Annotated in this window: 12 protein-coding genes; all 12 read left to right on the top strand. The window is 70.8% G+C overall.

Translation table 11 applies throughout. The features are described 5' to 3' along the window. Window positions 1-208 precede the first annotated feature (208 nt). The 12 genes from ACFVXA_RS21520 to proB all read left to right on the top strand — a co-directional run bounded on the left by ACFVXA_RS21520 (window position 209) and on the right by proB (window position 20,432). A complete protein-coding gene (locus ACFVXA_RS21520; protein WP_390026028.1) occupies window positions 209-4,315 on the top strand; it encodes an Rne/Rng family ribonuclease in 4,107 nt (1,368 codons plus the stop codon). 270 nt (window positions 4,316-4,585) lie between these two features. Next, on the top strand, window positions 4,586-4,906 hold the full coding sequence (rplU, locus tag ACFVXA_RS21515; protein ID WP_028802589.1) for a 50S ribosomal protein L21: 321 nt from the start codon (window positions 4,586-4,588) through the stop codon (window positions 4,904-4,906). 14 nt (window positions 4,907-4,920) lie between these two features. Further along, window positions 4,921-5,175, top strand: a complete 255-nt coding sequence (gene rpmA / locus ACFVXA_RS21510) for a 50S ribosomal protein L27 (protein ID WP_028802588.1) — start codon at window positions 4,921-4,923, stop codon at window positions 5,173-5,175. 152 nt (window positions 5,176-5,327) lie between these two features. Further along, window positions 5,328-6,764, top strand: coding sequence for a GTPase ObgE (gene obgE / locus ACFVXA_RS21505; RefSeq protein WP_384022257.1), 1,437 nt, complete (start codon window positions 5,328-5,330; stop codon window positions 6,762-6,764). A gap of 312 nt (window positions 6,765-7,076) precedes the next feature. Beyond that, window positions 7,077-8,471 (top strand): FG-GAP repeat domain-containing protein, encoded by a 1,395-nt coding sequence (locus ACFVXA_RS21500; RefSeq protein ID WP_390026026.1) that lies wholly within the window; start codon window positions 7,077-7,079, stop codon window positions 8,469-8,471. A gap of 42 nt (window positions 8,472-8,513) precedes the next feature. After that, window positions 8,514-10,043 carry an FG-GAP-like repeat-containing protein gene (locus ACFVXA_RS21495; RefSeq protein WP_390026024.1) on the top strand — a complete coding sequence of 510 codons (1,530 nt, stop codon included), beginning with the start codon at window positions 8,514-8,516 and terminating at the stop codon, window positions 10,041-10,043. Window positions 10,044-10,335: 292 nt separating this feature from the next. Next, window positions 10,336-11,886, top strand: coding sequence for an alkaline phosphatase D family protein (locus ACFVXA_RS21490; protein WP_383747313.1), 1,551 nt, complete (start codon window positions 10,336-10,338; stop codon window positions 11,884-11,886). Window positions 11,887-12,278: 392 nt separating this feature from the next. Next, the gene (locus ACFVXA_RS21485) at window positions 12,279-13,478 is read left to right on the top strand and encodes a hypothetical protein (protein WP_383747338.1); all 1,200 of its coding nucleotides are present in this window, start codon (window positions 12,279-12,281) and stop codon (window positions 13,476-13,478) included. Window positions 13,479-13,675: 197 nt separating this feature from the next. Beyond that, window positions 13,676-15,175, top strand: a complete 1,500-nt coding sequence (locus ACFVXA_RS21480; RefSeq protein WP_362018225.1) for a bifunctional cytidylyltransferase/SDR family oxidoreductase — start codon at window positions 13,676-13,678, stop codon at window positions 15,173-15,175. Window positions 15,176-15,351: 176 nt separating this feature from the next. Then, window positions 15,352-17,454: a hypothetical protein gene (locus ACFVXA_RS21475; protein ID WP_390026127.1), complete on the top strand. Its 2,103-nt coding sequence runs from the start codon at window positions 15,352-15,354 to the stop codon at window positions 17,452-17,454. Between the two features lie 301 nt (window positions 17,455-17,755). Then, window positions 17,756-18,898 carry a glycosyltransferase family 2 protein gene (locus tag ACFVXA_RS21470; RefSeq protein WP_362018425.1) on the top strand — a complete coding sequence of 381 codons (1,143 nt, stop codon included), beginning with the start codon at window positions 17,756-17,758 and terminating at the stop codon, window positions 18,896-18,898. Between the two features lie 427 nt (window positions 18,899-19,325). Further along, on the top strand, window positions 19,326-20,432 hold the full coding sequence (proB, locus tag ACFVXA_RS21465; protein WP_362018227.1) for a glutamate 5-kinase: 1,107 nt from the start codon (window positions 19,326-19,328) through the stop codon (window positions 20,430-20,432). Window positions 20,433-20,538 lie beyond the last annotated feature (106 nt).

Genomic DNA, 20,538 nt, shown 5'->3' with positions numbered 1-20,538 from the left:
CACCTGGGTCGGGCAGCGCACCGACCAGAAGACTTTCGCCAGGCCGTACGCACACATGGCGTGCGGAACCGGCGAGACAGGACACAGAGAGCTCCCGTGCGGCGCCCGCGCCCCGGACGGCGGCACCGCGCATCGCGCGAGCCGCGGACGTCACCGGCACTGCCGGACCAGGCGCGGCGCCCGGGAGCCTGACGGGAGATCCACCCGCATGCTCGAGCCGACCGAACCCACTGAGGGTTCCGACAACAACAACACCCCCAGCGACACCCTGCCGCCGCGGCGCCGCCGCCGTGCGGCATCGCGTCCCGCGGGGCCGCCGACCGCCGCCTCCGAGGCCGCGGCCGAGACCACCGCGCCGGCCATACCGGCCGTGGCGTCCGCCGATGACCTCGCGACCTCCGTGAACACCGAGGCGGTCGAGAGCGACGAGGCCGAAGAAGCGGAAGAGACGGAAGAGACCGTAGCGGTCGCCGAGGCCGTCGAGTCCCCCGAAGCGGTGGCCGAGGACGCTGCCCCGCGTCGTACGCGCCGCCGTGCCACACGTCGTGCGTCCGCGCCCGCCGGTGCACCCGTGCCGGCCGAGGCGGCGGAGACGGTGGTGGCCGACGCTGCGGCCGAGGCTGAAGAGCCCCCCGCCGCCGAGGTCGAAGAGACCACCCCCGCTGAGGCGCCCGCCCCCGCCGTCGCCGAGCAGGCCCCGGCCGCCGGCCGTCCGCGTCGTCGGGCGACCCGTCGCGCCTCCGCGCCGACCGGCGCGCCCCAGACGGCCGAGCCCGGCGAGGCAGCGCAGGCAGCCGAGGCCGCTGAGGCCACCGCGCCGGTCGCGGAGCCGGTGAGCACCGAGGCGTCCGCCGAGGCCGAGGCGCCCGCCGCCGTCGAGGAAGCCGCGCCCCGCCGTACCACCCGACGTCGCGCCACTCGGCGCGTCTCCGCACCCGCCGGTGCGCCTGAGGGCGACGCCGCCGACGAGCGTGTGGAGGCGCCCGTGACGAACGAGACCCAGCCCACCGAGAGCAAGGCCACCGAGGTTCCGGAGAGCGCCGAGGGCGAGAGCGCCGAGGAAGGCGCCCCGCGTCGTACGCGCCGCCGTGCCACCCGTAAGGCCGCGGCCGGTTTCTCCGCGCCCGCGCCGAAGGAAGCCGATTCCTCGCGCCGTCCCGCGCGTCCGGCCGTCGCCGTGTTCCAGGCGCCGGTGTTCACCGAGCCGATGTTCCAGACGCCCGAGCGGGCAGCTGCCGCCGCTGCCGCGGAAGCGGCCGAGGAGGCCGCGGAAGAGGCCACGGAGGCCGCCGAGACCGTCGAGGCCCCCGCGGTCGTCGAGGAGGAGACCGGACCGCGCCGCCGTCGTCGCCGCCGGGCCGCCGAGGCCCCGGAGGAGGAGCCCGCGCCCGTCGTGACGGCGGAGGCCGCCGACGAGGTCGAGGAGGCGGAGGAGTCCGCCGAGGAGTCCGCCGAGGAAGACGAGGGCGAGGAGGAGTCCGCGGGCTCCCGCCGCCGTCGTCGTCGTGGTGGCCGTCGCCGTCGCCGCGGCGAGTCCGCCGAGTCGGACAGCGAGTCCGGTGACGACGAGTACGCCGCCGAGCAGGCCGCGCAGGACGCCGAGGACACCGCCGAGCAGGCCGAGGAAGACGCCGAGGAGGCGGACGAGCGCGAGGAGTCGGGCGGTTCCGGCTCCAGCAGCAGCCGTCGCCGGCGTCGCCGCCGTCGTCGGGCCGGTGACTCCGGCCCGGACGTCGAGCCCGGCGAGAGCGACCCCGAGCGCACGGTCGTGAAGGTCCGCGAGCCGCGCAGCAAGAAGGACGAGCACCCGAGCGACGAGGTGCAGTCCATCAAGGGCTCCACGCGCCTCGAAGCCAAGAAGCAGCGCCGTCGCGAAGGCCGTGAGCAGGGCCGTCGCCGCGTCCCGATCATCACCGAGGCCGAGTTCCTGGCCCGCCGCGAGGCCGTCGAGCGCGTGATGGTCGTCCGCCAGAGCGGGGAGCGCACCCAGATCGGCGTCCTGGAAGACAACGTGCTCGTCGAGCACTACGTCAACAAGGAGCAGTCGACCTCGTACGTCGGCAACGTCTACCTCGGCAAGGTGCAGAACGTCCTGCCCTCGATGGAGGCCGCCTTCATCGACATCGGCAAGGGACGCAATGCCGTTCTCTATGCCGGTGAAGTGAACTTCGAAGCGCTGGGCATGGCCAACGGGCCGCGGCGCATCGAGTCCGCCCTCAAGTCCGGTCAGTCCGTGCTCGTCCAGGTGACGAAGGACCCGATCGGGCACAAGGGCGCGCGTCTGACCAGCCAGGTCTCCCTGCCGGGCCGCTACCTCGTGTACGTCCCCGAGGGCTCGATGACCGGCATCAGCCGCAAGCTGCCCGACACCGAGCGCGCGCGCCTGAAGACCATCCTCAAGAAGATCGTCCCCGAGGACGCGGGCGTCATCGTGCGCACCGCCGCCGAGGGCGCGAGCGAGGACGAGCTGCGCCGTGACGTCGAGCGACTGCAGGCGCAGTGGGAGGACATCCAGAAGAAGGCGAAGAGCGGCAACGCTCCGACCCTGCTCTACGGCGAGCCGGACATGACCGTCCGGGTCGTCCGCGACATCTTCAACGAGGACTTCACCAAGGTCATCGTCAGCGGTGACGAGGCGTGGGAGACCATCCACGGGTATGTCGCGCACGTCGCGCCCGACCTGGCCGACCGGCTGTCGAAGTGGACCTCCGAGGTCGACGTCTTCGCGACGTACCGGATCGACGAGCAGCTGATGAAGGCGCTGGACCGCAAGGTCTGGCTGCCCAGCGGCGGCTCGCTGGTGATCGACAAGACCGAGGCGATGGTCGTGGTCGACGTCAACACCGGCAAGTTCACCGGTCAGGGCGGCAACCTCGAAGAGACCGTCACCAGGAACAACCTGGAGGCGGCCGAGGAGATCGTGCGCCAGCTGCGGCTGCGCGACCTGGGCGGCATCGTCGTCATCGACTTCATCGACATGGTCCTGGAGTCCAACCGGGACCTGGTGCTGCGGCGCCTCCTGGAGTGCCTGGGACGCGACCGTACGAAGCACCAGGTGGCCGAGGTGACCTCGCTGGGTCTGGTGCAGATGACCAGGAAGCGGGTGGGCCAGGGTCTCCTCGAGTCCTTCTCCGAGACCTGCGTCCACTGCAACGGCCGCGGTGTCATCGTGCACATGGAGCAGCCCACCACCACCGGTGGTGGCGGCAAGCGCAAGAAGCGCGGCCGCGGCGGTGCCGAGCAGATCCACGAGCACGACCACGAGCACGAGCTCACGCACGAGGCCGCGGAGGAGCTCGAGACGGTCGAGAGCGAGGCCGAGGTGGCCGCCGCGACGGTCGGGCCGGCCGAGCCCGCCGTGGCGGAGCCGCTCACGGATACTTTCCAGCCCGACGAGGAGCTGTACAGCAGCGCCGCCGAGGCGGAGGCCGCGGCCTCCCGTGGCGGTCGTTCGCGGCGCCGGGCGACCCGGCGCGCGTCGGCTCCGGCGGGTGCGCCGAAGACCGAGGAGCGCGCTCCCCGCAGCAGGCGCGAGGAGCGGGCCGAGCGTGCGGAGCGGGCCGAGCGTGCCGAGCGGGCTCCCAAGTCCCGCGAGGCCGCCGAGTTCGAGCCGGTCGCGGTCGAGGACCCCGTCGTCGAGGCGCCGGTCACCGAGGCCCCGGTGGCCGAGGCGCCGGTCGTCGAGGCGCCCCCGGCCCCCGTATCGGAAGAGGCCGCTCCCCAGGGCCGTACGCGCCGTCGTGCGACCCGCAAGGCGACGGCCCCGGCCGGTTCGCCGAAGGCGGCGGAAGAGGCCGCGGTGACCGTCACGGAGCCGGTCGCGGCGCCCGCGGCCGTCGAGCCGGCGCCCGAGCCGGTCGTGGAGCCCGTCGCCGAGCAGGCCGCCGAGGCACCTGCGGAGAGTGCCGCGCCGGCGCGTCCGCGCCGCCGTGCCGTCCGCAAGGCCACCGCGCCGACCGCGTCCGAGGAGGCGGCCGTCGTGGTCGTCCCGTCGGCCGCGGTCGCGGAGACGGCGCCCGTCGCGGAGACCGTGGAGTCGGCCGACGCGGTCGAGTCCGAGGCTCCGGCCGCCGCCAAGAAGACGGCCCGCAAGACGGCCAAGAAGGCGACGGCGAAGAAGGCCGCCACCACCGCCACCAAGAAGACCGCCGCCAAGAAGACGGCCGCCAAGAAGGCCACGGCCAAGAAGGCGACCACGAAGAAGGCGGCCACCAAGGCGACGGCGAAGAAGACGGTGGCGGCGGAGCAGACGCTGTCCTCCGTCACGGCTTCGACCGCATCGGCCGCTTCGACGGCTTCGGCCGACGAGGTCTGAGTCGCGTCCCGACGCCCTGCGGCCCCGATCCCGGGGGCGCGGGGCGTCGGCGTGACCGGTGGCACATCCGCGGGGCCCGGCCTGGTTTGACCCTTTCAGCCGTGGGCCCGTAACCTAGACCGTCGGCGTGTCCCCTGACGCGCCGCATCCCCGTAAACCTCTTCCTCCCGGCGAGATGCGTGCCCCGCACGCCAACCGCTTCGGGAGAGGCCGCACGCGCAGCGCGTGGCTGGACTGCGGGGTTCCGTTCCGAGCGAGAGAGAGATCCGCGTGTACGCCATCGTGCGCAGCGGTGGTCGCCAGCACAAGGTTGCTGTCGGCGACATCGTTGAGGTTGACAAGATTTCCACTGCCAAGGTTGGCGACACGGTCGAGCTCTCGACCCTGCTCGTTGTCGACGGCGACGCCGTGACGAGTGACCCCTGGGTCCTTGCCGGCATCAAGGTCCAGGCCGAGGTCGTGGACCACCACAAGGGCGCGAAGATCGACATCCTTCGCTACAAGAACAAGACCGGCTACCGCCGTCGTCAGGGCCACCGCCAGCAGTACACGGCGATCAAGGTCACTGAGATCCCCGCGGCTGCGAAGTAAGGGACTGAGGAGACATGGCACACAAGAAGGGCGCATCGTCCACTCGGAACGGTCGCGACTCCAATGCTCAGCGGCTCGGCGTGAAGCGCTTCGGCGGTCAGGTCGTCAACGCCGGTGAGATCCTGGTCCGCCAGCGCGGCACCCACTTCCACCCGGGCAACGGCGTCGGCCGTGGCAAGGACGACACGCTGTTCGCCCTTGACGCCGGTGCGGTGGAGTTCGGTACCCACCGTGGCCGCAAGGTCGTGAACATCGTTCCGGTCGCCTGAACCAGTCCCTTCAGGACTCAGGCTCCGTAGAACAGAGTTCTTCGCGAGGCGGACCTCACTTCCCGGTCGGGAAGGCGGGTCCGCCTTTCGCGTGTTACCCAAGAGACATTCCGTACGTATCGAAGTAACCGAAGTGCTGGAGGCACCCCACCATGACCACCTTCGTGGACCGCGTCGAGCTGCATGTCGCCGCGGGTAGCGGAGGCCACGGCTGTGCCTCCGTACACCGGGAGAAGTTCAAGCCGCTCGGCGGCCCGGACGGCGGCAACGGCGGCCGTGGCGGTGACGTGATCCTGGTCGTCGACCAGTCCGTCACCACGCTGCTCGACTACCACCACTCCCCGCACCGCAAGGCCACCAACGGCAAGCCCGGCGAGGGCGGCAACCGCTCCGGCAAGGACGGCCAGGACCTGATCCTGCCGGTGCCGGACGGCACGGTCGTGCTCGACAGGGCGGGCAACGTGCTCGCGGACCTCGTCGGCCACGGCACGTCGTACGTCGCCGCACAGGGCGGGCGTGGCGGCCTCGGCAACGCGGCGCTGGCCTCGGCCCGCCGCAAGGCGCCCGGCTTCGCGCTGCTCGGTGTGCCCGGCGACCTCCAGGACATCGTCCTGGAGCTGAAGACGGTCGCGGACGTGGCCCTGGTGGGTTACCCGAGCGCCGGCAAGTCGTCGCTCATCTCGGTCCTGTCGGCCGCCAAGCCGAAGATCGCGGACTACCCCTTCACGACCCTCGTCCCCAACCTCGGTGTGGTGACGGCGGGCGAGACGGTCTACACGATCGCGGACGTGCCCGGTCTCATCCCCGGCGCCAGCCAGGGCAAGGGCCTCGGCCTCGAGTTCCTGCGCCACGTCGAGCGGTGCAGCGTCCTGGTCCACGTCCTGGACACGGCCACCCTCGAATCGGAGCGTGACCCGATCTCCGACCTCGACATCATCGAGGAGGAGCTGAAGCAGTACGGCGGCCTCGACAACCGCCCGCGCATGGTCGTCCTCAACAAGATCGACGTACCGGACGGCAAGGACCTGGCCGAGATGGTCCGCCCCGACCTGGAGGCGCGCGGCTATCGCGTCTTCGAGGTCTCGGCGGTGGCCCACATGGGCCTCAAGGAGCTCTCCTTCGCCCTCGCCGACCTGGTCGGGCAGGCCCGCGCGGCCAAGCCCAAGGAGGAGGCGACCCGTATCGTCATCCGCCCGAAGGCGGTCGACGACAGCGGCTTCACCGTGGTCCAGGAGGAGGACGGCCTCTTCCGCGTCCGTGGCGAGAAGCCCGAACGCTGGGTCCGCCAGACCGACTTCAACAACGACGAGGCCGTCGGCTACCTCGCCGACCGCCTAAACCGTCTCGGTGTCGAGGACGCGTTGATGAAGGCCGGGGCCCGCACGGGCGACGGCGTCGCCATCGGCCCCGAGGAGAACGCGGTCGTCTTCGACTGGGAGCCGACCGTCATGGCCGGTGCGGAGATGCTCGGCCGGCGCGGCGAGGACCACCGCCTCGAGGCGCCGCGACCCGCCGCCCAGCGCCGCCGTGACAAGCAGGCGGAGCGGGACGAGGCGGAGAAGGAGTACGACGACTTCGAGCCGTTCTAGGGTGCGGTGGGGCTGGTCGGGGGTTTCTCGCCCCCGCCCAGCCCCTGCCGTCCCTTGGGGCTGCCCACCCCGGACCCCGCCGGGGGTCGGGTGTCGGCTGCGGTGGGTGGGGGTGCTCGCGCCGTTCCCCGCGCCTCTGACGGTGCGGGGAAGTGAACGCCCGGGAAAGTCGTGGCGTCGGCAGGGCAACCAACACGGTGGGCCGGAAGTCGTAGTGGGCGCGGATGAGGATCTTCCTCTCCGCGCCCAACTGCTTTCCGAAAGCCCGGAGTCGACGTGTCCGAGTCCATTCTGCCCAGAACCCGAGGAGCGGTGGCCGTAGCGATCGCCGTGCTCGCGGCGACCAGCACCGCCCTGCCGGTCGCCCACGCCCGGCCCGCCACGACGACGGTGCGACAGGACTTCGACGGCGACGGATACGAGGATCTCGCCGTGGCCGCGCCATCGGCGACGGTGAGCGGCAGGACGCGGGCCGGCTATGTCGCCGTGCTCTACGGGTCGGCCGCCGGACTCCGTACCGGCGCCAAGAAGGTGTACACGCAGGCGTCCCCCGGCATCCCCGGCACGGTGGAGAAGGACGACCGCTTCGGCACCCGGCTCGCCACGGCCGACCTGGACGGTGACGGATTCACCGACCTGCTGGTCGAGTCCGGCGGCGAACACTGGCAGCAGGGCGGCATCGACCGGCAGGGCAGCAGGACCGTGCTGTGGGGCGGCCGCGGCGGTTTCGGCTCGGGGAAGGTCCTGCCCGCCGCGAGCACCAGCCCGTACCAGGGCGACCTCACGGTCACCGGCGACTTCAACAGCGACGGGCATGAGGACCTGCTCCAGCGCGGCCGTCTGCAGTTCGGGCCCTTCGGCCGGGACGGCCTTCCCGCCTCGACCCGGACCGACGCGGAGATCGTCGACGGTGACATGGCCGTGGTCGACGCGGTGGCCGGCGATGTGGACGGCGACGGCATCACCGACCTCGTCACGCTGGCCCGCAGCTACGACTCCGACGACTCGGGCGACTACGCCTACCAGCTGAACTACGCGCACGGCAGCCGCGACGGCCTGCGGACGCCAGCCGTCCTCAAGGACGCGCAGGGCCGCTGGATCGATCCGGCGACCTCCTCCCTGGCGGTCGGTGACGTCAACGGCGACCACCGCGCGGACATCGTCCTGGGGGACGCCAGGATCCAGGTCGTCTACGCCACGCAGCACGGCCCCGCTGCGGCCACCCCCCAGGTGATCACCCAGGACACCCCCGGGGTTCCTGGCGTCCAGGAACGGGACGACAGTTTCGGCAGCGCGGTCTCGATCGGGGACGTCGACGGGGACGGGTACGGGGACATCCTGGTGGGCAACCGGGACGAGACCTTCGGCGGGCTGAAGCAGGCGGGCACCTTCGCCGTCGTACCGGGCGGGCCGCACGGGCCGACCGGCGCCGGCTCCCAGGTGTTCAGCCAGAACAGCGCCGACGTGCCGGGCACGGCCGAGAGCGGCGACCACTTCGGCGACCACGCCTTCCTCCTCGACGCCGACGGCGACGGCAGGGCGGAACCGGTCGTCGCCGCGACGCGGGAGGACTCCGGCGCCGGCGCCGTCTGGGTGTTCCGCTCCACCTCCGCCGGGGCCACGGCCAAAGGCTCCTTCTCCTTCGGTGCCCGCGTCCTCGGCACGGTCGCGGGCGGTGCCGAGCTCGGCGTCGCGTTCCCGAACTGACTCGTCAACTCTCCCTTGTCACTACTGACTTACAGGATCCCCATGTCCCACCGCCGTACCTTCCTCTCCCGTCGCGGGCCGTTCGTCATCGGTGCCGGTATCGCCCTGGCCGCGGGCGCGCTGACGGTGCCCGTCGTCAACGCCGCCACCGTGTCGGGGACGGCTGCCGCCACGCCCAGCGCCAAGCGGCTGCACGACGACTTCAATGGTGACGGCTATCCGGATCTGGCGATCGGCGCGCCGTACAGCAAGGTCGGCGGCCTGCCGACGGCCGGCGCGGTCAGCGTGGTGTACGGCTCCTCAAGCGGCCTTTCGACCTCGCGCAAGCAGGTGCTGACCTGGCCGGGGCGCGACACGTCCGACACCCCGGCGACCGGGTACGGCTCTGGTCTGCAGAGCGCCGACCTCGACGGCGACGGATACGCGGATCTGCTCTCGTCCGTCGGCGTAGCGATGATGGACGTCGACGACGGTTGTGCCGTGGTCGTCAACTGGGGCGGCCCCAAGGGCCTTTCGGCCATACCGACGACGCTCGCCTGGAGCCCGTCGAGCGAGTGGCACGGGCAGTTCGCCGTCGGGGACGTCGACGGCGACAAGCACCCCGACCTGGTGACTCCGGGCGCCGACCAGTGGCTCTCCGACCACCCCGACGAGCCGAAGGAGGAGGACACGACGGTCCGGCACGGCCCGTTCACCCGTACCGGCGGGAGCCCGAAGAAGGACTACTTCACCCTCGACCCCCGGGACGCCCTGCAGAACGCCGTCTTCACGGCGGGCGACGTGACCGGCGACGGCATCGCCGACCTCGTCGTGAGCACCAGCGACCCCGATGAACCCGACTCGCGCGGTACCGCCCTGTTCACGGGCGGCAAGGAGGGCTTCACCCCGAGGGGCTGGCTGAAGGACGCCAAGGGGCGCCTGATCGGCGGCGAGGACGTCGAGATCGGGGACCTCGACAAGGACGGCTACGGCGACATCGTCGTCGGCCACAGCGTCGACTCCTACGACAGTGACGTCGAACTCCCCACCAAGGGCGGTGCGTTGGGTGTCGTCTACGGCGGGCCTGGCGGCGTCTCCACCATCCGCAAGCCGGTGTGGATCAACCAGGACACCGCGGGTGTGCCGGGCGTCGGGGAACACGGTGACGGCATGGGCTCCGGGCTGTCGGTCGGCGACACCAACGGCGACGGCTACCTCGACGTGGCGACCGGGCTGCCCGGCGAGGACTTCGACGGCATCACCGACGCGGGCAGTGTGCTCGTGCTGCGCGGCAGCGCCTCGGGCCTGACCGGCACGGGCGCCAAGTCGTTCAGTCAGAACACCCGTGGGGTGCCCGGAACCGCGGAGAAGCAGGACCGCTTCGGCGCCGAGACCGCCCTCCTCGACGCCAACGCCGACAAGAAGGACGGCCTGATCGTCGGTGACCCTGCCGAGAACGCCGGCAACGGCTCCCTCTGGGTCTTCTCCGCCGGCTCCGGTGGCATCGGCGCGAGCGGGTCCTTCTCGTTCGGCGCGGCCACACTGGGCGCGCCGTCCGCCGGGGCCCGCTTCGGGGCGGCGGTGGGCGACTGACGCGGCCGACGCCGTCGTGACCGCCGTCGGGCAGCGGGAGCATTCCCGCTGATCCCGCTGATCCCGCTGATCCCGCTGTTCCCGCTGTTCCCGCTGTTCCGCTGTTCCCGCAGATCCCGCTGTTCCCGCAGTTCCCGCAGATCCCGCAGATCCCGCTGTTCCCGCGTCACGGCGAGTCGTTCGTTGCTCGTGCATTTGTCATGCCTAGGATGCATTCTGTTCAACGAGCGGGCTGCTGCGCCGTGTGAGCTTCCCGGTGTTCAAGGGGCCACCGACGCAAGGGAGTTCGCCGATGTCCGGAGCAATCTCACGCGATCGACGCCGCTTTCTCACCGCGGGGGCCGCCGTGCTCGGCGCCGCCGCCTCCGCCCAGCTGTGGCTGCCCACCGCCGCGCGCGCGGCCGAAACGCCGCTGCCCGACGGGGTGTTCACGCTCGGCATCGCCTCCGGCGACCCGCTGCCGGACGGCATCGTGCTGTGGACCAGACTCGCCCCCGACCCGCTGAACGGCGGCGGTATGCCCGACCGCACGGTCTCGGTGGACTGGGAGATCGCCGAGGACAGCCGCTTCCGCAAGACGGCCCGCCGCGGCACCGCCCAGGCGCGGCCCGAGTACGGCCACAGCGTGCACGTCGACGTCCGCGGGCTGAGCCCCGACCGCGTGTACTGGTACCGCTTCCGCGCCGAGGGGCAGCTCTCCCCGACCGGCCGCACCCGCACCGCCCCGCACCCGTACAGCTCGGGCGGCTCGCTGCGCGTCGCCCTCGCCTCCTGCCAGAACTGGCAGAACGGCTACTTCACGCCGTACGCCGACATGCTCGACCAGGACCCCGACATCGTCCTCTTCGTCGGCGACTACATCTACGAGTCCAAGCCGTCGGCGACCGCCGTACGCCGTCACGAGGGCAACGACGAGCCGTACACCCTCGTCCAGTACCGCAACCGGTACGCGCAGTACCGCACCGATCCGCACCTCGCGGCGATGCACGCGAGCGCCCCCTGGGTGGTCACCTTCGACGACCACGAGGTCGACAACGACTTCGCCGGCGAGATCCCGCAGGACCCCGACAAGCAGTCGCACGACGCCTTCGTGGCCCGGCTGACCGCCGCCTACCAGGCGTACTACGAGCACATGCCGGTCCGGGCCACCGCCGTCCCGAACGGCCCGCACATCCAGATGTACCGGCGCCTGGACTTCGGACGTCTGGCCCGCCTCAACGTCCTGGACACCCGGCAGTTCCGCAGTGACCAGGCGACCAGCCAGGAAGGTGCCGAGGACCCCTCGCTCACCATGCTCGGCGCCGAGCAGAAGGAGTGGCTGCTCGGTGGCCTGCACCACTCGCCGACCCGCTGGAACCTGATCGCCTCGCAGATCATGATGGCCGAGACCGACCTCCAGGTCGGCGAGGGCAAGCTCTGGTACTACGACGCCTGGGACGGCTACCAGGCCGAACGCAACGCGCTCATGGAGGAGTTCGCGAGCATCCGCAACCCGGTCGTGATGACCGGCGACCGGCACCTGACGATGATCAGCGACCTCAAGGAGGACTTCGCCGACCCGGACTCCGACGTCGTCGGCGCCGAGTTCGTCGGCACCTCCATCTCCAGCGGCGGCGACCAGGACCAGGCGGCCTTTCACAAGGAGTGGGATCCGCGGATGGCGGACAACCCGCACTGGAAGCTCATCGACGCCCACCGCGGCTACCACCTCTTCGACATCCGCCGCGACGGCATCGACGCCCAGGTGCGCGTCCCGGAGACGGTGCTGAAGCCGGACGCCGCCTCCAGCACGCTGGCCCGGCTGCGGGTCGAGGCGGGGGAGCCGGGCGTACAGCTCGTGTGAACCGCCGCCGAACCGTGCGTGACGCCCTGGGACTCACTGGAGTCCCAGGGCATTCTCAGCCTGCGCTCAGGAACCCTCCTTAACGTCCTCTTACCATGGAGACCGACTGTTCGACAGGCCACACGACAGCCGCGGAGACGGCTGCCGCGGAGGCGGCAGCTGCGGAGGGGACGACCGCGGAGGCGGCGGTCGCGGAGATGGCAGCCCCAGAGGTGGCGGCCCCGGAGACGGCGGCCCCGGAGACGGCGGCCCCGGAGACGGCGACAGCCGGGACGGCGGCTGCGGAGACGGTGACCGCGGAGGCGGCAGCTGCGGAGGGGCCGGCCCCGGAGATGGCGGTCGCGGAGACGGTAGCCGCGGAGATGACAGCCCCAGAGGCAGCGGCCGCCGAGATGGCGGCCGCCGAGACGGCCGCCCCCTCGCCGGTGACCTCCGGTACTCGGCAGCGGCCGCGGCCGCTGCCCGCAGGCACCCGGCTGCTGCACATAGGCCCGCACAAGACCGGGACCACCTCCATCCAGGGCGCGCTGTTCGCCGCGAAGGACGCGATGGCCGGGCACGGCGTGGCCTTCCCCGCGCACAGCAGGCACCCCATGGAAGCCGCCCTCGCGATCTGCGCCCGGCCCGGCATGATGGGCGACGCCCGCCCCACCGAGGGTCATTGGGCGCGGCTCCTGGACGCGGTGCGCGCGACCGGGAAACAGACCTCGGTGATCAGCAGCGAGTTCTTCGCGGACGCGCCCGACGACGAGACCATCGCGCGGATCGTCGACGACCTGGGCCGCGACCGCGTGCACATCCTGGTCACGCTGCGCCCGCTGGCGAAGATCATGCCCTCGCAGTGGCAGCAGTACGTGCAGAACGGTCTGCGCATGGGGTACGAGGACTGGCTCGACCACATGCTGCGCAAGGCCCCGTACGAGAAGCCCAACCCCAGCTTCTGGCGCCGGCACCGCCATGACCGGCTCGTCGAGCGCTGGGCGCGGGTCGCCGGCGCCGAGAACATCACCGTCGTCGTGGTCGACGACCGGGACCGCGGCGGCCTGATGCGCACCTTCGAGTCCCTTCTCGGCCTGCCCGACGGTCTCCTGGTCGAGGTGCCGGACACGGCGAATCGCTCCCTCACACTCGCCGAGACCGAAATGCTGCGGAAACTCAACATGGAATTCCGCGGCAATGGTCTGCCCGACGAGCTCTATTCCAAACTGGTGCGGGGCGGCGCGGTCATGCATATGAAGAACACCTGCCGCCCCGCGCCGGACGACGCCCGGATCGTCACCCCGGCGTGGGCCCTGGAGGCGGCGACCGGGATCGGCGCGGAGATGGCCGAGCGGATCGGCACCATGGGCGTACGGGTACTCGGCGACCCGGCGCTGCTGTCCGCCGTACCGTCGGCCGCGCAGGACGGTCCCGCACCGGCGGCTGCGCGGATCGATCCGGAGGTGGCCGCCCACGCGCTGTACGGCGCGCTGGCCGTCGCCGCCGAGGCGCCGCCGGAACATCCCGCGGCGCGCACGGTGCACCAGACCTCCTCCAAGGAGCTCGTCAGGGTCCTCGGCCACCGGGTACTCAGGCGCCTGAAGCGGACCTGAGGAGAAACCGCACTAAAAACGTGTGCAGTTACTCACAGCAAATCCGGACAATCCGGTCCGGGTTCTCGGAAGTCGCCTGCAAGCAAGGTGAATAAACGGTTGCGCGCACATATGCAGTAGACGGCGCTCACCTTGCATGGCAGTAACCGTAGGTGGGACCATTCCCGGGTTCCCTGTCGCCCCAAGGTAGGTCACCTGTGTCTGAGCACTTTGCCAAGCCCCGTACCACCGCAGTGATCCTGGCTGGTGGCACCGGTCAGCGCGTGGGTCTGTCGATTCCGAAGCAGCTGCTGAAGATCGCCGGCAAGGCGGTCATCGAGCACACGCTGACCACCTTCGAGCACGCCGACGCGATCGACGACATCATCGTGCTGATGGCCCCTGGCTATGTGCCGGATGTCGAGAAGCTCGTCGCGAAGGCGGGCTTCACCAAGGTGACCCGGATCATCGAGGGCGGCACGACGCGGAACGAGACCACCGAGCGCGCGATCTCCGCCCTGGGCGAGGGGCTGGCCGAGGGCGAGGACCGCAACGTCCTGTTCCACGACGCCGTGCGCCCGCTGCTCTCCGAGCGCGTCATAGCCGACTGCGTGACCGCGCTGGAGCGTTACCAGGCCGTCGACGTCGCCATCCCGTCCGCGGACACGATCATCGTGACCCGCACGCACGGCGAGGACGGCGAGTTCATCACCGAGATCCCGGACCGCTCCCGGCTGCGCCGCGGCCAGACGCCCCAGGCGTTCAAGCTGTCCACGATCCGCCGGGCCTACGAGGTCGCGGCCGGTGACCCCAACTTCCAGGCCACCGACGACTGCTCCGTCGTCCTCAAGTACCTGCCGGACGTGCCGATCCACGTCGTCGCGGGTGACGAGTACAACATGAAGGTCACCCAGCCCGTCGACGTCTTCATCGCCGACAAGCTCTTCCAGCTGGCCTCCACCGCCGCGCCCGAGCAGGCCGACGAAGCCGCCTACCGCGCGCTGCTCACCGGCAAGACCGTGGTGGTCTTCGGCGGTTCCTACGGCATCGGCAAGGACATCGCCGAACTCGCCGAGGGCTACGGCGCCAAGACGTACGCGCTCGGCCGCTCGACCACCGGCACACACGTCGAGAACCCGGAGGAGGTCGACGACGCGCTGTCCACGGCGTACGCCGAGACCGGGCGCATCGACTACGTCATCAACACCGCGGGCGTGCTGCGCATCGGCAAGCTCGCCGAGACGGACAACGCGACCATCGAGGAAGCGCTGAAGGTCAACTATCTCGCTCCGGTGCAGATCGCCCGCTCCTCGTACAAGTACCTGGCCGAGACAAAGGGCCAACTGCTGCTCTACACCTCCAGCAGCTACACGCGCGGCCGCGCCGAGTACAGCCTCTACTCCTCGACCAAGGCCGCCATGGTGAACCTCACCCAGGCGCTGTCCGACGAGTGGGCCGGCGACGGCATCCGCGTCAACTGCATCAACCCCGAGCGCACCGCGACCCCCATGCGCACCAAGGCGTTCGGCCAGGAGCCCTCGGGTTCGCTGCTGTCCTCCGAGGCCGTGGCGCGCACCTCGCTCGACGTGCTGGTCTCCGAACTGACCGGCCATGTCATCGACGTCCGCCAGCAGGACCCGACGGCGGGAGCGGGCCAGGCCTCCGGCTTCGAGGCGGCCCTGGCCAGTGTCCTGGACCGCCAGGACGGCGTGGCATAATCAAAATCGAATAGTCTTCTTACGTAATTCAGGCCTCTGTTTCTGCACGTTTACTGTGCATTCACAGAGGCCTGAATCCGTAAATTTCTCTTTTAGCTCACATTCAGTACCAAACCGGCACTCACCCCTCAAGAGCAGGTTTCTCCGTGATTTCCACCGCTATTCGCGTTGCCCGGGTGGGCAGCGCGGCCGAGCTGGCCGCGGCGGCCCTCATGATGCTGGGCTTCCCCTGCCTGATGCTGGCCGCGCTCCTGCCGAGCGTCGCCGCCTTCGCGGCCGCGGCCGCCGTGACGTACCTGGCGGACCACTATCTGCACCGGCGTGGCTCCTATCTGGTCAACCGCCTGAGCAAGGTGCGGGCCGGTCTGTCCATCAGGTTCCTGATCCGCCAACTGCTGCTCGTGCTGCTGCTGGCGCGCCTCGACCTGTCCGACAGCATGGTCTTCTACGCGGCCATCGCGTGCTTCCTGGCCTTCTACGGCTTCCAGGCCCCGCACGGCGCGCTGATCACGCTGATCCGGCTGCGCCGCAAGATGCCGGTCGCCACCCGCAACGTCGACCTGGGCTCGCGCATCCGCATCCCGGACGCGCCGCCGCGCCGCCTGCTCTCCCGGTCCGCCGAGAAGATGCTCCACCTCGACCTGGTCGCGGTCGTCGGCGTCCTCATTACCGCGGCGACCGACAACAACGTCTACGGCTTCGCGGGCATCGCCCTCACGCTGGTGCTGGCCTTCGGATACGTCGCCGCGCTCGTCCCGTTCGTCCGTGGCCGGAAGACCCCGCCGAACGCCGAGAAGGTCCTGGCGGCGGTCGACGACTGGCTGCGCGAGTACCGCCCGGAGACGGTGCTCTACTTCTCCGGCTCCAAGGACTCCGCGTACCAGGTCAACATGTGGCTGGAGACGATGGAGCAGCTGGACACCAAGCCGCTGATCATCCTCCGCGAGCGGGCCATCCTGGAGCGCATGGCGCCCACCACCGTGCCGGTCATCTGCGTGCCCGGAGGGGTGCACCTGATGAACATGGACCTGTCCACGGTGCGCGTCGCGCTCTACGCGGCGAACGTCGGCAAGAACATCCACATGCTGCGCGTGCCCACCATCAAGCACGTCTTCATCGGCCACGGCGACAGCGACAAGCTCGCCAGCGTCAACCCGTTCAGCAAGGTGTACGACGAGGTGTGGACCGCCGGCCGCGCGGGCCGCGACCGCTACGCCATCGCCGACGTGGGCGTCCGCGACGACGACATCGTGGAGGTCGGCCGCCCGCAGCTCGCCCCGATCCAGTCCTGGCAGGGCGTGCCCGAGGGCCGCATACCCACCGTGCTGTACGCCCCCACCTGGGAGGGCTGGGACGACAACCCCGGCAACACCTCGATCCTGCTCGCGGGCGAGAACATCGTGAAGCGGCTGCTCGCCGCCGACCGGCCGGTCCGCGTCCTCTACAAGCCACACCCCTTCACCGGCACCCGCAGCGCGCAGGCCAAGGCCGCGCACGAGCGGATCACCGCGCTGGTCGAGAAGGCCGCCGCCGAGCACGCCGCCGACCCGCGGTTCGCCGCCGACGCCGCGGCGCAGAGCGCGGCCAAGGCCGAGCTGGCCCGCATCGAGGCCCGCATCGCCGAGCTGACCGGCGCCGCCGAGAAGGGCGACGAGGCCGAGGCGACCCGCGACGGCATGGTCGACCCGGCCAAGCACGCCGAGGTCGCCCGGCTGCGCGCCGACTGGAACGACGCGTACTGGCGCTCGTTCGGGGCCGGTGAGCACCGGGTCATCACGGGCGCCGAGCCGCGTCTGTACGACTGCTTCAACGTCTCCGACGCGATGGTCTCCGACATCTCCAGCGTGGTCTCCGACTTCATCGCGAGCGGCAAGCCGTACGCGGTCACGGACTCCGCCGAGCTGGGCGTCGAGGAGTTCAAGCGGCAGAACACCGCGGTGCGTGCCGCCGTGATCCTGTCCAACTCGGCAGCCGAACTGGGTGAGTTGCTCGCCGCGGTGACCGATACGGCCGCCGACGCGCAGGCCGCCGACCGTCAGGAACTGAAGCGGTATCTGCTCGGCCCCGACGAGCCGGCCTCGATCGACCAGTTCAACTCCGCGGTGCGGCAGCTGGCGCAGAAGGCCGAGGTACGCAATCTCGGTCAGGAGACCGGTACTTCGTCGGCCGGCGGGGATCTGTCGAGCGACAGCGAGCTGGTGGCCGACAGTGGCCTGGCGAACGCGCTGCCCGGCCAGCGCGTGACCGGAGACACGGACGGCGCGACGGTCACGGGCTGACCCGCCTGCCCCCCTGCTGAGGGCATGGCCCCGAGGAACTCCTCGGGGCCATGTCCTTTTCTTACGTTTTCTCTTACGTGTTCCTGCAACCCTTGCTGTGCCGCTACCGCTCGTTTCCTGGCCGTTTCCTGTGAGCTGGCTCACGAAGTGAGTCGCTTCGGGCAACCGATACGTACTTCCGGTCGTCTCTCCAGGTAGCGATTGAGGTGATTAAGGGGAAATGTTCTAGTGATATTTCCCGTAACAAGGGGGAAACGTGCCGCAACCTGATGTGAGCGTGATCATCGGGGCGTACGAAGCGATGCCGTACCTGGTCAAGTGCCTGGAGTCGGTGGAGAACCAGACGCTCGACCCGGCACGGATCGAGGTCATCGCCGTCGACGACGGGTCGACGGACGGCACGGGGGAGTACCTGGAGGAGTTCGCCGAGCGGGCGGCCATGTCCGTCACCGTGTTCAGGCAGCCGAACTCGGGCGGCCCCAGCGGACCGCGCAACGTCGGACTCGACAAGGCCCGCGGACGCTACGTCTTCTTCCTCGACGCCGACGACTACTTCGGCCCCGAGGCCCTGGAGCGGATGGTCGCCATGGCCGACGAGCAGGGCACGGACGTGGTGCTCGGCAAGGTCGTCGGCGTCAACAGGACCGCCCCGAAGTCGATGTGGGGCAAGGACCAGCCCCGTACCGACGTCTTCTCCTCGAACATCAAGTTCACGCTCAGCGCGCAGAAGCTGTTCCGTCGCGAGCTGCTCACGCGGCACGACATGCACTTCGACGAGTCGCTGAAGACCGGCGAGGACGCGCTGTTCACCATGGAGGCCTATCTCCGCGCCGACGGCGTCTCCGTGATCGCCGACTACGAGTGCTACTTCCTGGTCGGCCGCGACGACGGCAAGCACGTGACCAAGAGCGGCAGTTACACGCTGCGCTTCGACTCCGCCCGCGCCCTGATGGGCCTGATCGCGGAGCACGTACCGGCCGGGCCGCGACGCGACGCCCTGATGATGCGTCCGTTCCTCATCACCCTCCTCCCGCAGTTCGGCCCCGGGTTCCTCAAGCAGAGCGAGAAGATCCGGCGCAACAAGCTCGACCTGGCCAAGCCGCTGATGGACGCGTACTGGCACGAGGGCATCGCCGCACGCCTCAAGGTCCACGAGCGGCTGCGCCTCCACCTGGTGGCCCAGGGCCGGGGCGACCTCCTCGTCGACGTACTGGAGTTCATCAAGGCGAAGAAGGCTCCCGAGGTCCACCTGGAGTCCCGCGGCCGCAAGGCCTACCTCGGCTACCCGCACTTCCGCGACCCAGCCGCCGGCATCCCGGACAGCTGCTACGTACCGACCACCCGCGAAACGGTCACCATCGAGGGCTTCAGGCCCCGCACCAGGCGCTTCCCGCGCCTGCGCCGGGTGGCACGACGGGTGTTGGGGGCACGCCGCGCGGCGTGAGCCGCACGCCCACGGTGGTCGACGCGCGGCGTGAGCCGTACGACCGCCGTGGTCGACGCGCGGCGTGAGCCGTACGACCGCCGTGGTCGACGCGCGGCGTGAGCCGTACGACCGCCGTGGTCGACGCGCGGTGCGAGCCATATGTCCATGGCGGCCTACGCGCGGTGCGAGCCGTACGACCAGCGTGGTCGACGCGCCGCTTGAGCCGTACGGCCACCGGACCGCCGAGGTCGGCGGGAGCCGTCCGGGGACTGGACCGGCGGGCGGCGGCCGGTCCTCTTCGCGTAGATTGCCAGGCGGGGCACCCGGATCGACGCGAGGGGACACACAGCAGGTGGCAGGGGCAAGGCAGACCGTCACGCAGGCCCGGACGAACGCTGTGGCGCAGGCTCACACGGACGTCGTGCCACAGGCCGACAGAGGTGCCGTGGCGCAGGCCCACAGGATCGTGGTCAAGGTGGGCTCCTCCTCGCTGACCACCGCTGCCGGCGGTCTCGACGCGGACCGGGTCGACGCCCTCGTCGACGTCCTCGCGAAGGTGCGCAGCGGCGGCGAGAAGGAGATCGTCCTCGTCTCGTCCGGCGCCATCGCCGCGGGCCTCGCGCCGCTGGGGCTGCGCCGCCGCCCCAAGGACCTCGCCCGGCAGCAGGCCGCCGCCAGCGTCGGCCAGGGCCTCCTGGTCGCCCGCTACACCGCCTCCTGCGCCCGCTACGGCATCCGCGTCGGACAGGTGCTCCTCACCTCCGACGACACCAGGCGCCGCGCCCACCACCGCAACGCCTCCCGCACCCTCGACAAACTCCTCGCCATGGGCGCGCTGCCGGTCGTCAACGAGAACGACACCGTCGCCACGGACGAGATCCGCTTCGGCGACAACGACCGCCTCGCCGCCCTCGTCGGCCATCTCGTACGGGCCGATCTGCTCGTCCTGCTCTCCGACGTGGACGGCGTCTACGACGGCGATCCCAGCAAGCCCGGTACCTCGCGGATAGCGGAAGTACGCGAGCCGTCCGATCTCGACGGCATCGACATCGGCAGCGCGGGCAAGGCGGGCGTGGGCACCGGCGGCATGGTCACCAAGGTCGAGGCGGCCCGGATCGCCGCGGCGGCCGGTATCCCCGTGGTGCTGACCAGCGCGATCCGCGCCGCCGACGCCCTCATGGGCCGGGACACCGGCACGTACTTCCACCCCACGGGCAAGCGGTCCGCCGACCGGCTGCTGTGGCTCCAGCACGCCTCCACCCCGCAGGGCGCGCTCACCCTGGACGACGGGGCCGTGCGCGCGGTCGTCGAGCGGCGCAAGTCGCTGCTGCCGGCGGGCATCGCGGCCGTCGAGGGCGAGTTCACCGCGGGCGACCCGGTCGAGCTGCGCGACAGCGCCGGCCGGGCGGTCGCGCGCGGCCTGGTGAACTTCGACGCCAAGGAGATCCCGCAGCTCATCGGCCGTTCGACCAGGGAACTGGCGCGCGAGCTGGGCCCCGCGTACGAGCGTGAGGTCGTACACAGGGACGACCTCGTCCTGCTGCATCCGTAAGCCGGGACCTGTCCACTACGCCCGTAAACGGCCGATTCTCGCGGCTCCAGTGGGGCACGTTCCGTAAAACCGCCACGCGGAGGCTCCCCACCTGCTCAACTTTGTG

Source organism: Streptomyces sp. NPDC058246 (assembly GCF_042881985.1).
Lineage (GTDB): Bacteria > Actinomycetota > Actinomycetes > Streptomycetales > Streptomycetaceae > Streptomyces.
Note: the sequence above shows the minus strand (reverse complement) of the source record. Positions and strands in the feature narration are given on the sequence as shown.

Excerpts from the sequence above, each read along its gene's own strand:
- ACFVXA_RS21470 (WP_362018425.1), top strand. The coding sequence starts at position 17,756 with ATGCCGTACCTGGTCAAGTGCCTGGAGTCGGTGGAGAACCAGACGCTC.
- ACFVXA_RS21495 (WP_390026024.1), top strand. The coding sequence starts at position 8,514 with ATGTCCCACCGCCGTACCTTCCTCTCCCGTCGCGGGCCGTTCGTCATC.
- obgE (WP_384022257.1), top strand. The coding sequence starts at position 5,328 with ATGACCACCTTCGTGGACCGCGTCGAGCTGCATGTCGCCGCGGGTAGC.
- rpmA (WP_028802588.1), top strand. The coding sequence starts at position 4,921 with ATGGCACACAAGAAGGGCGCATCGTCCACTCGGAACGGTCGCGACTCC.
- ACFVXA_RS21490 (WP_383747313.1), top strand. The coding sequence starts at position 10,336 with ATGTCCGGAGCAATCTCACGCGATCGACGCCGCTTTCTCACCGCGGGG.
- ACFVXA_RS21520 (WP_390026028.1), top strand. The coding sequence starts at position 209 with ATGCTCGAGCCGACCGAACCCACTGAGGGTTCCGACAACAACAACACC.
- ACFVXA_RS21485 (WP_383747338.1), top strand. The coding sequence starts at position 12,279 with ATGGCGGCCGCCGAGACGGCCGCCCCCTCGCCGGTGACCTCCGGTACT.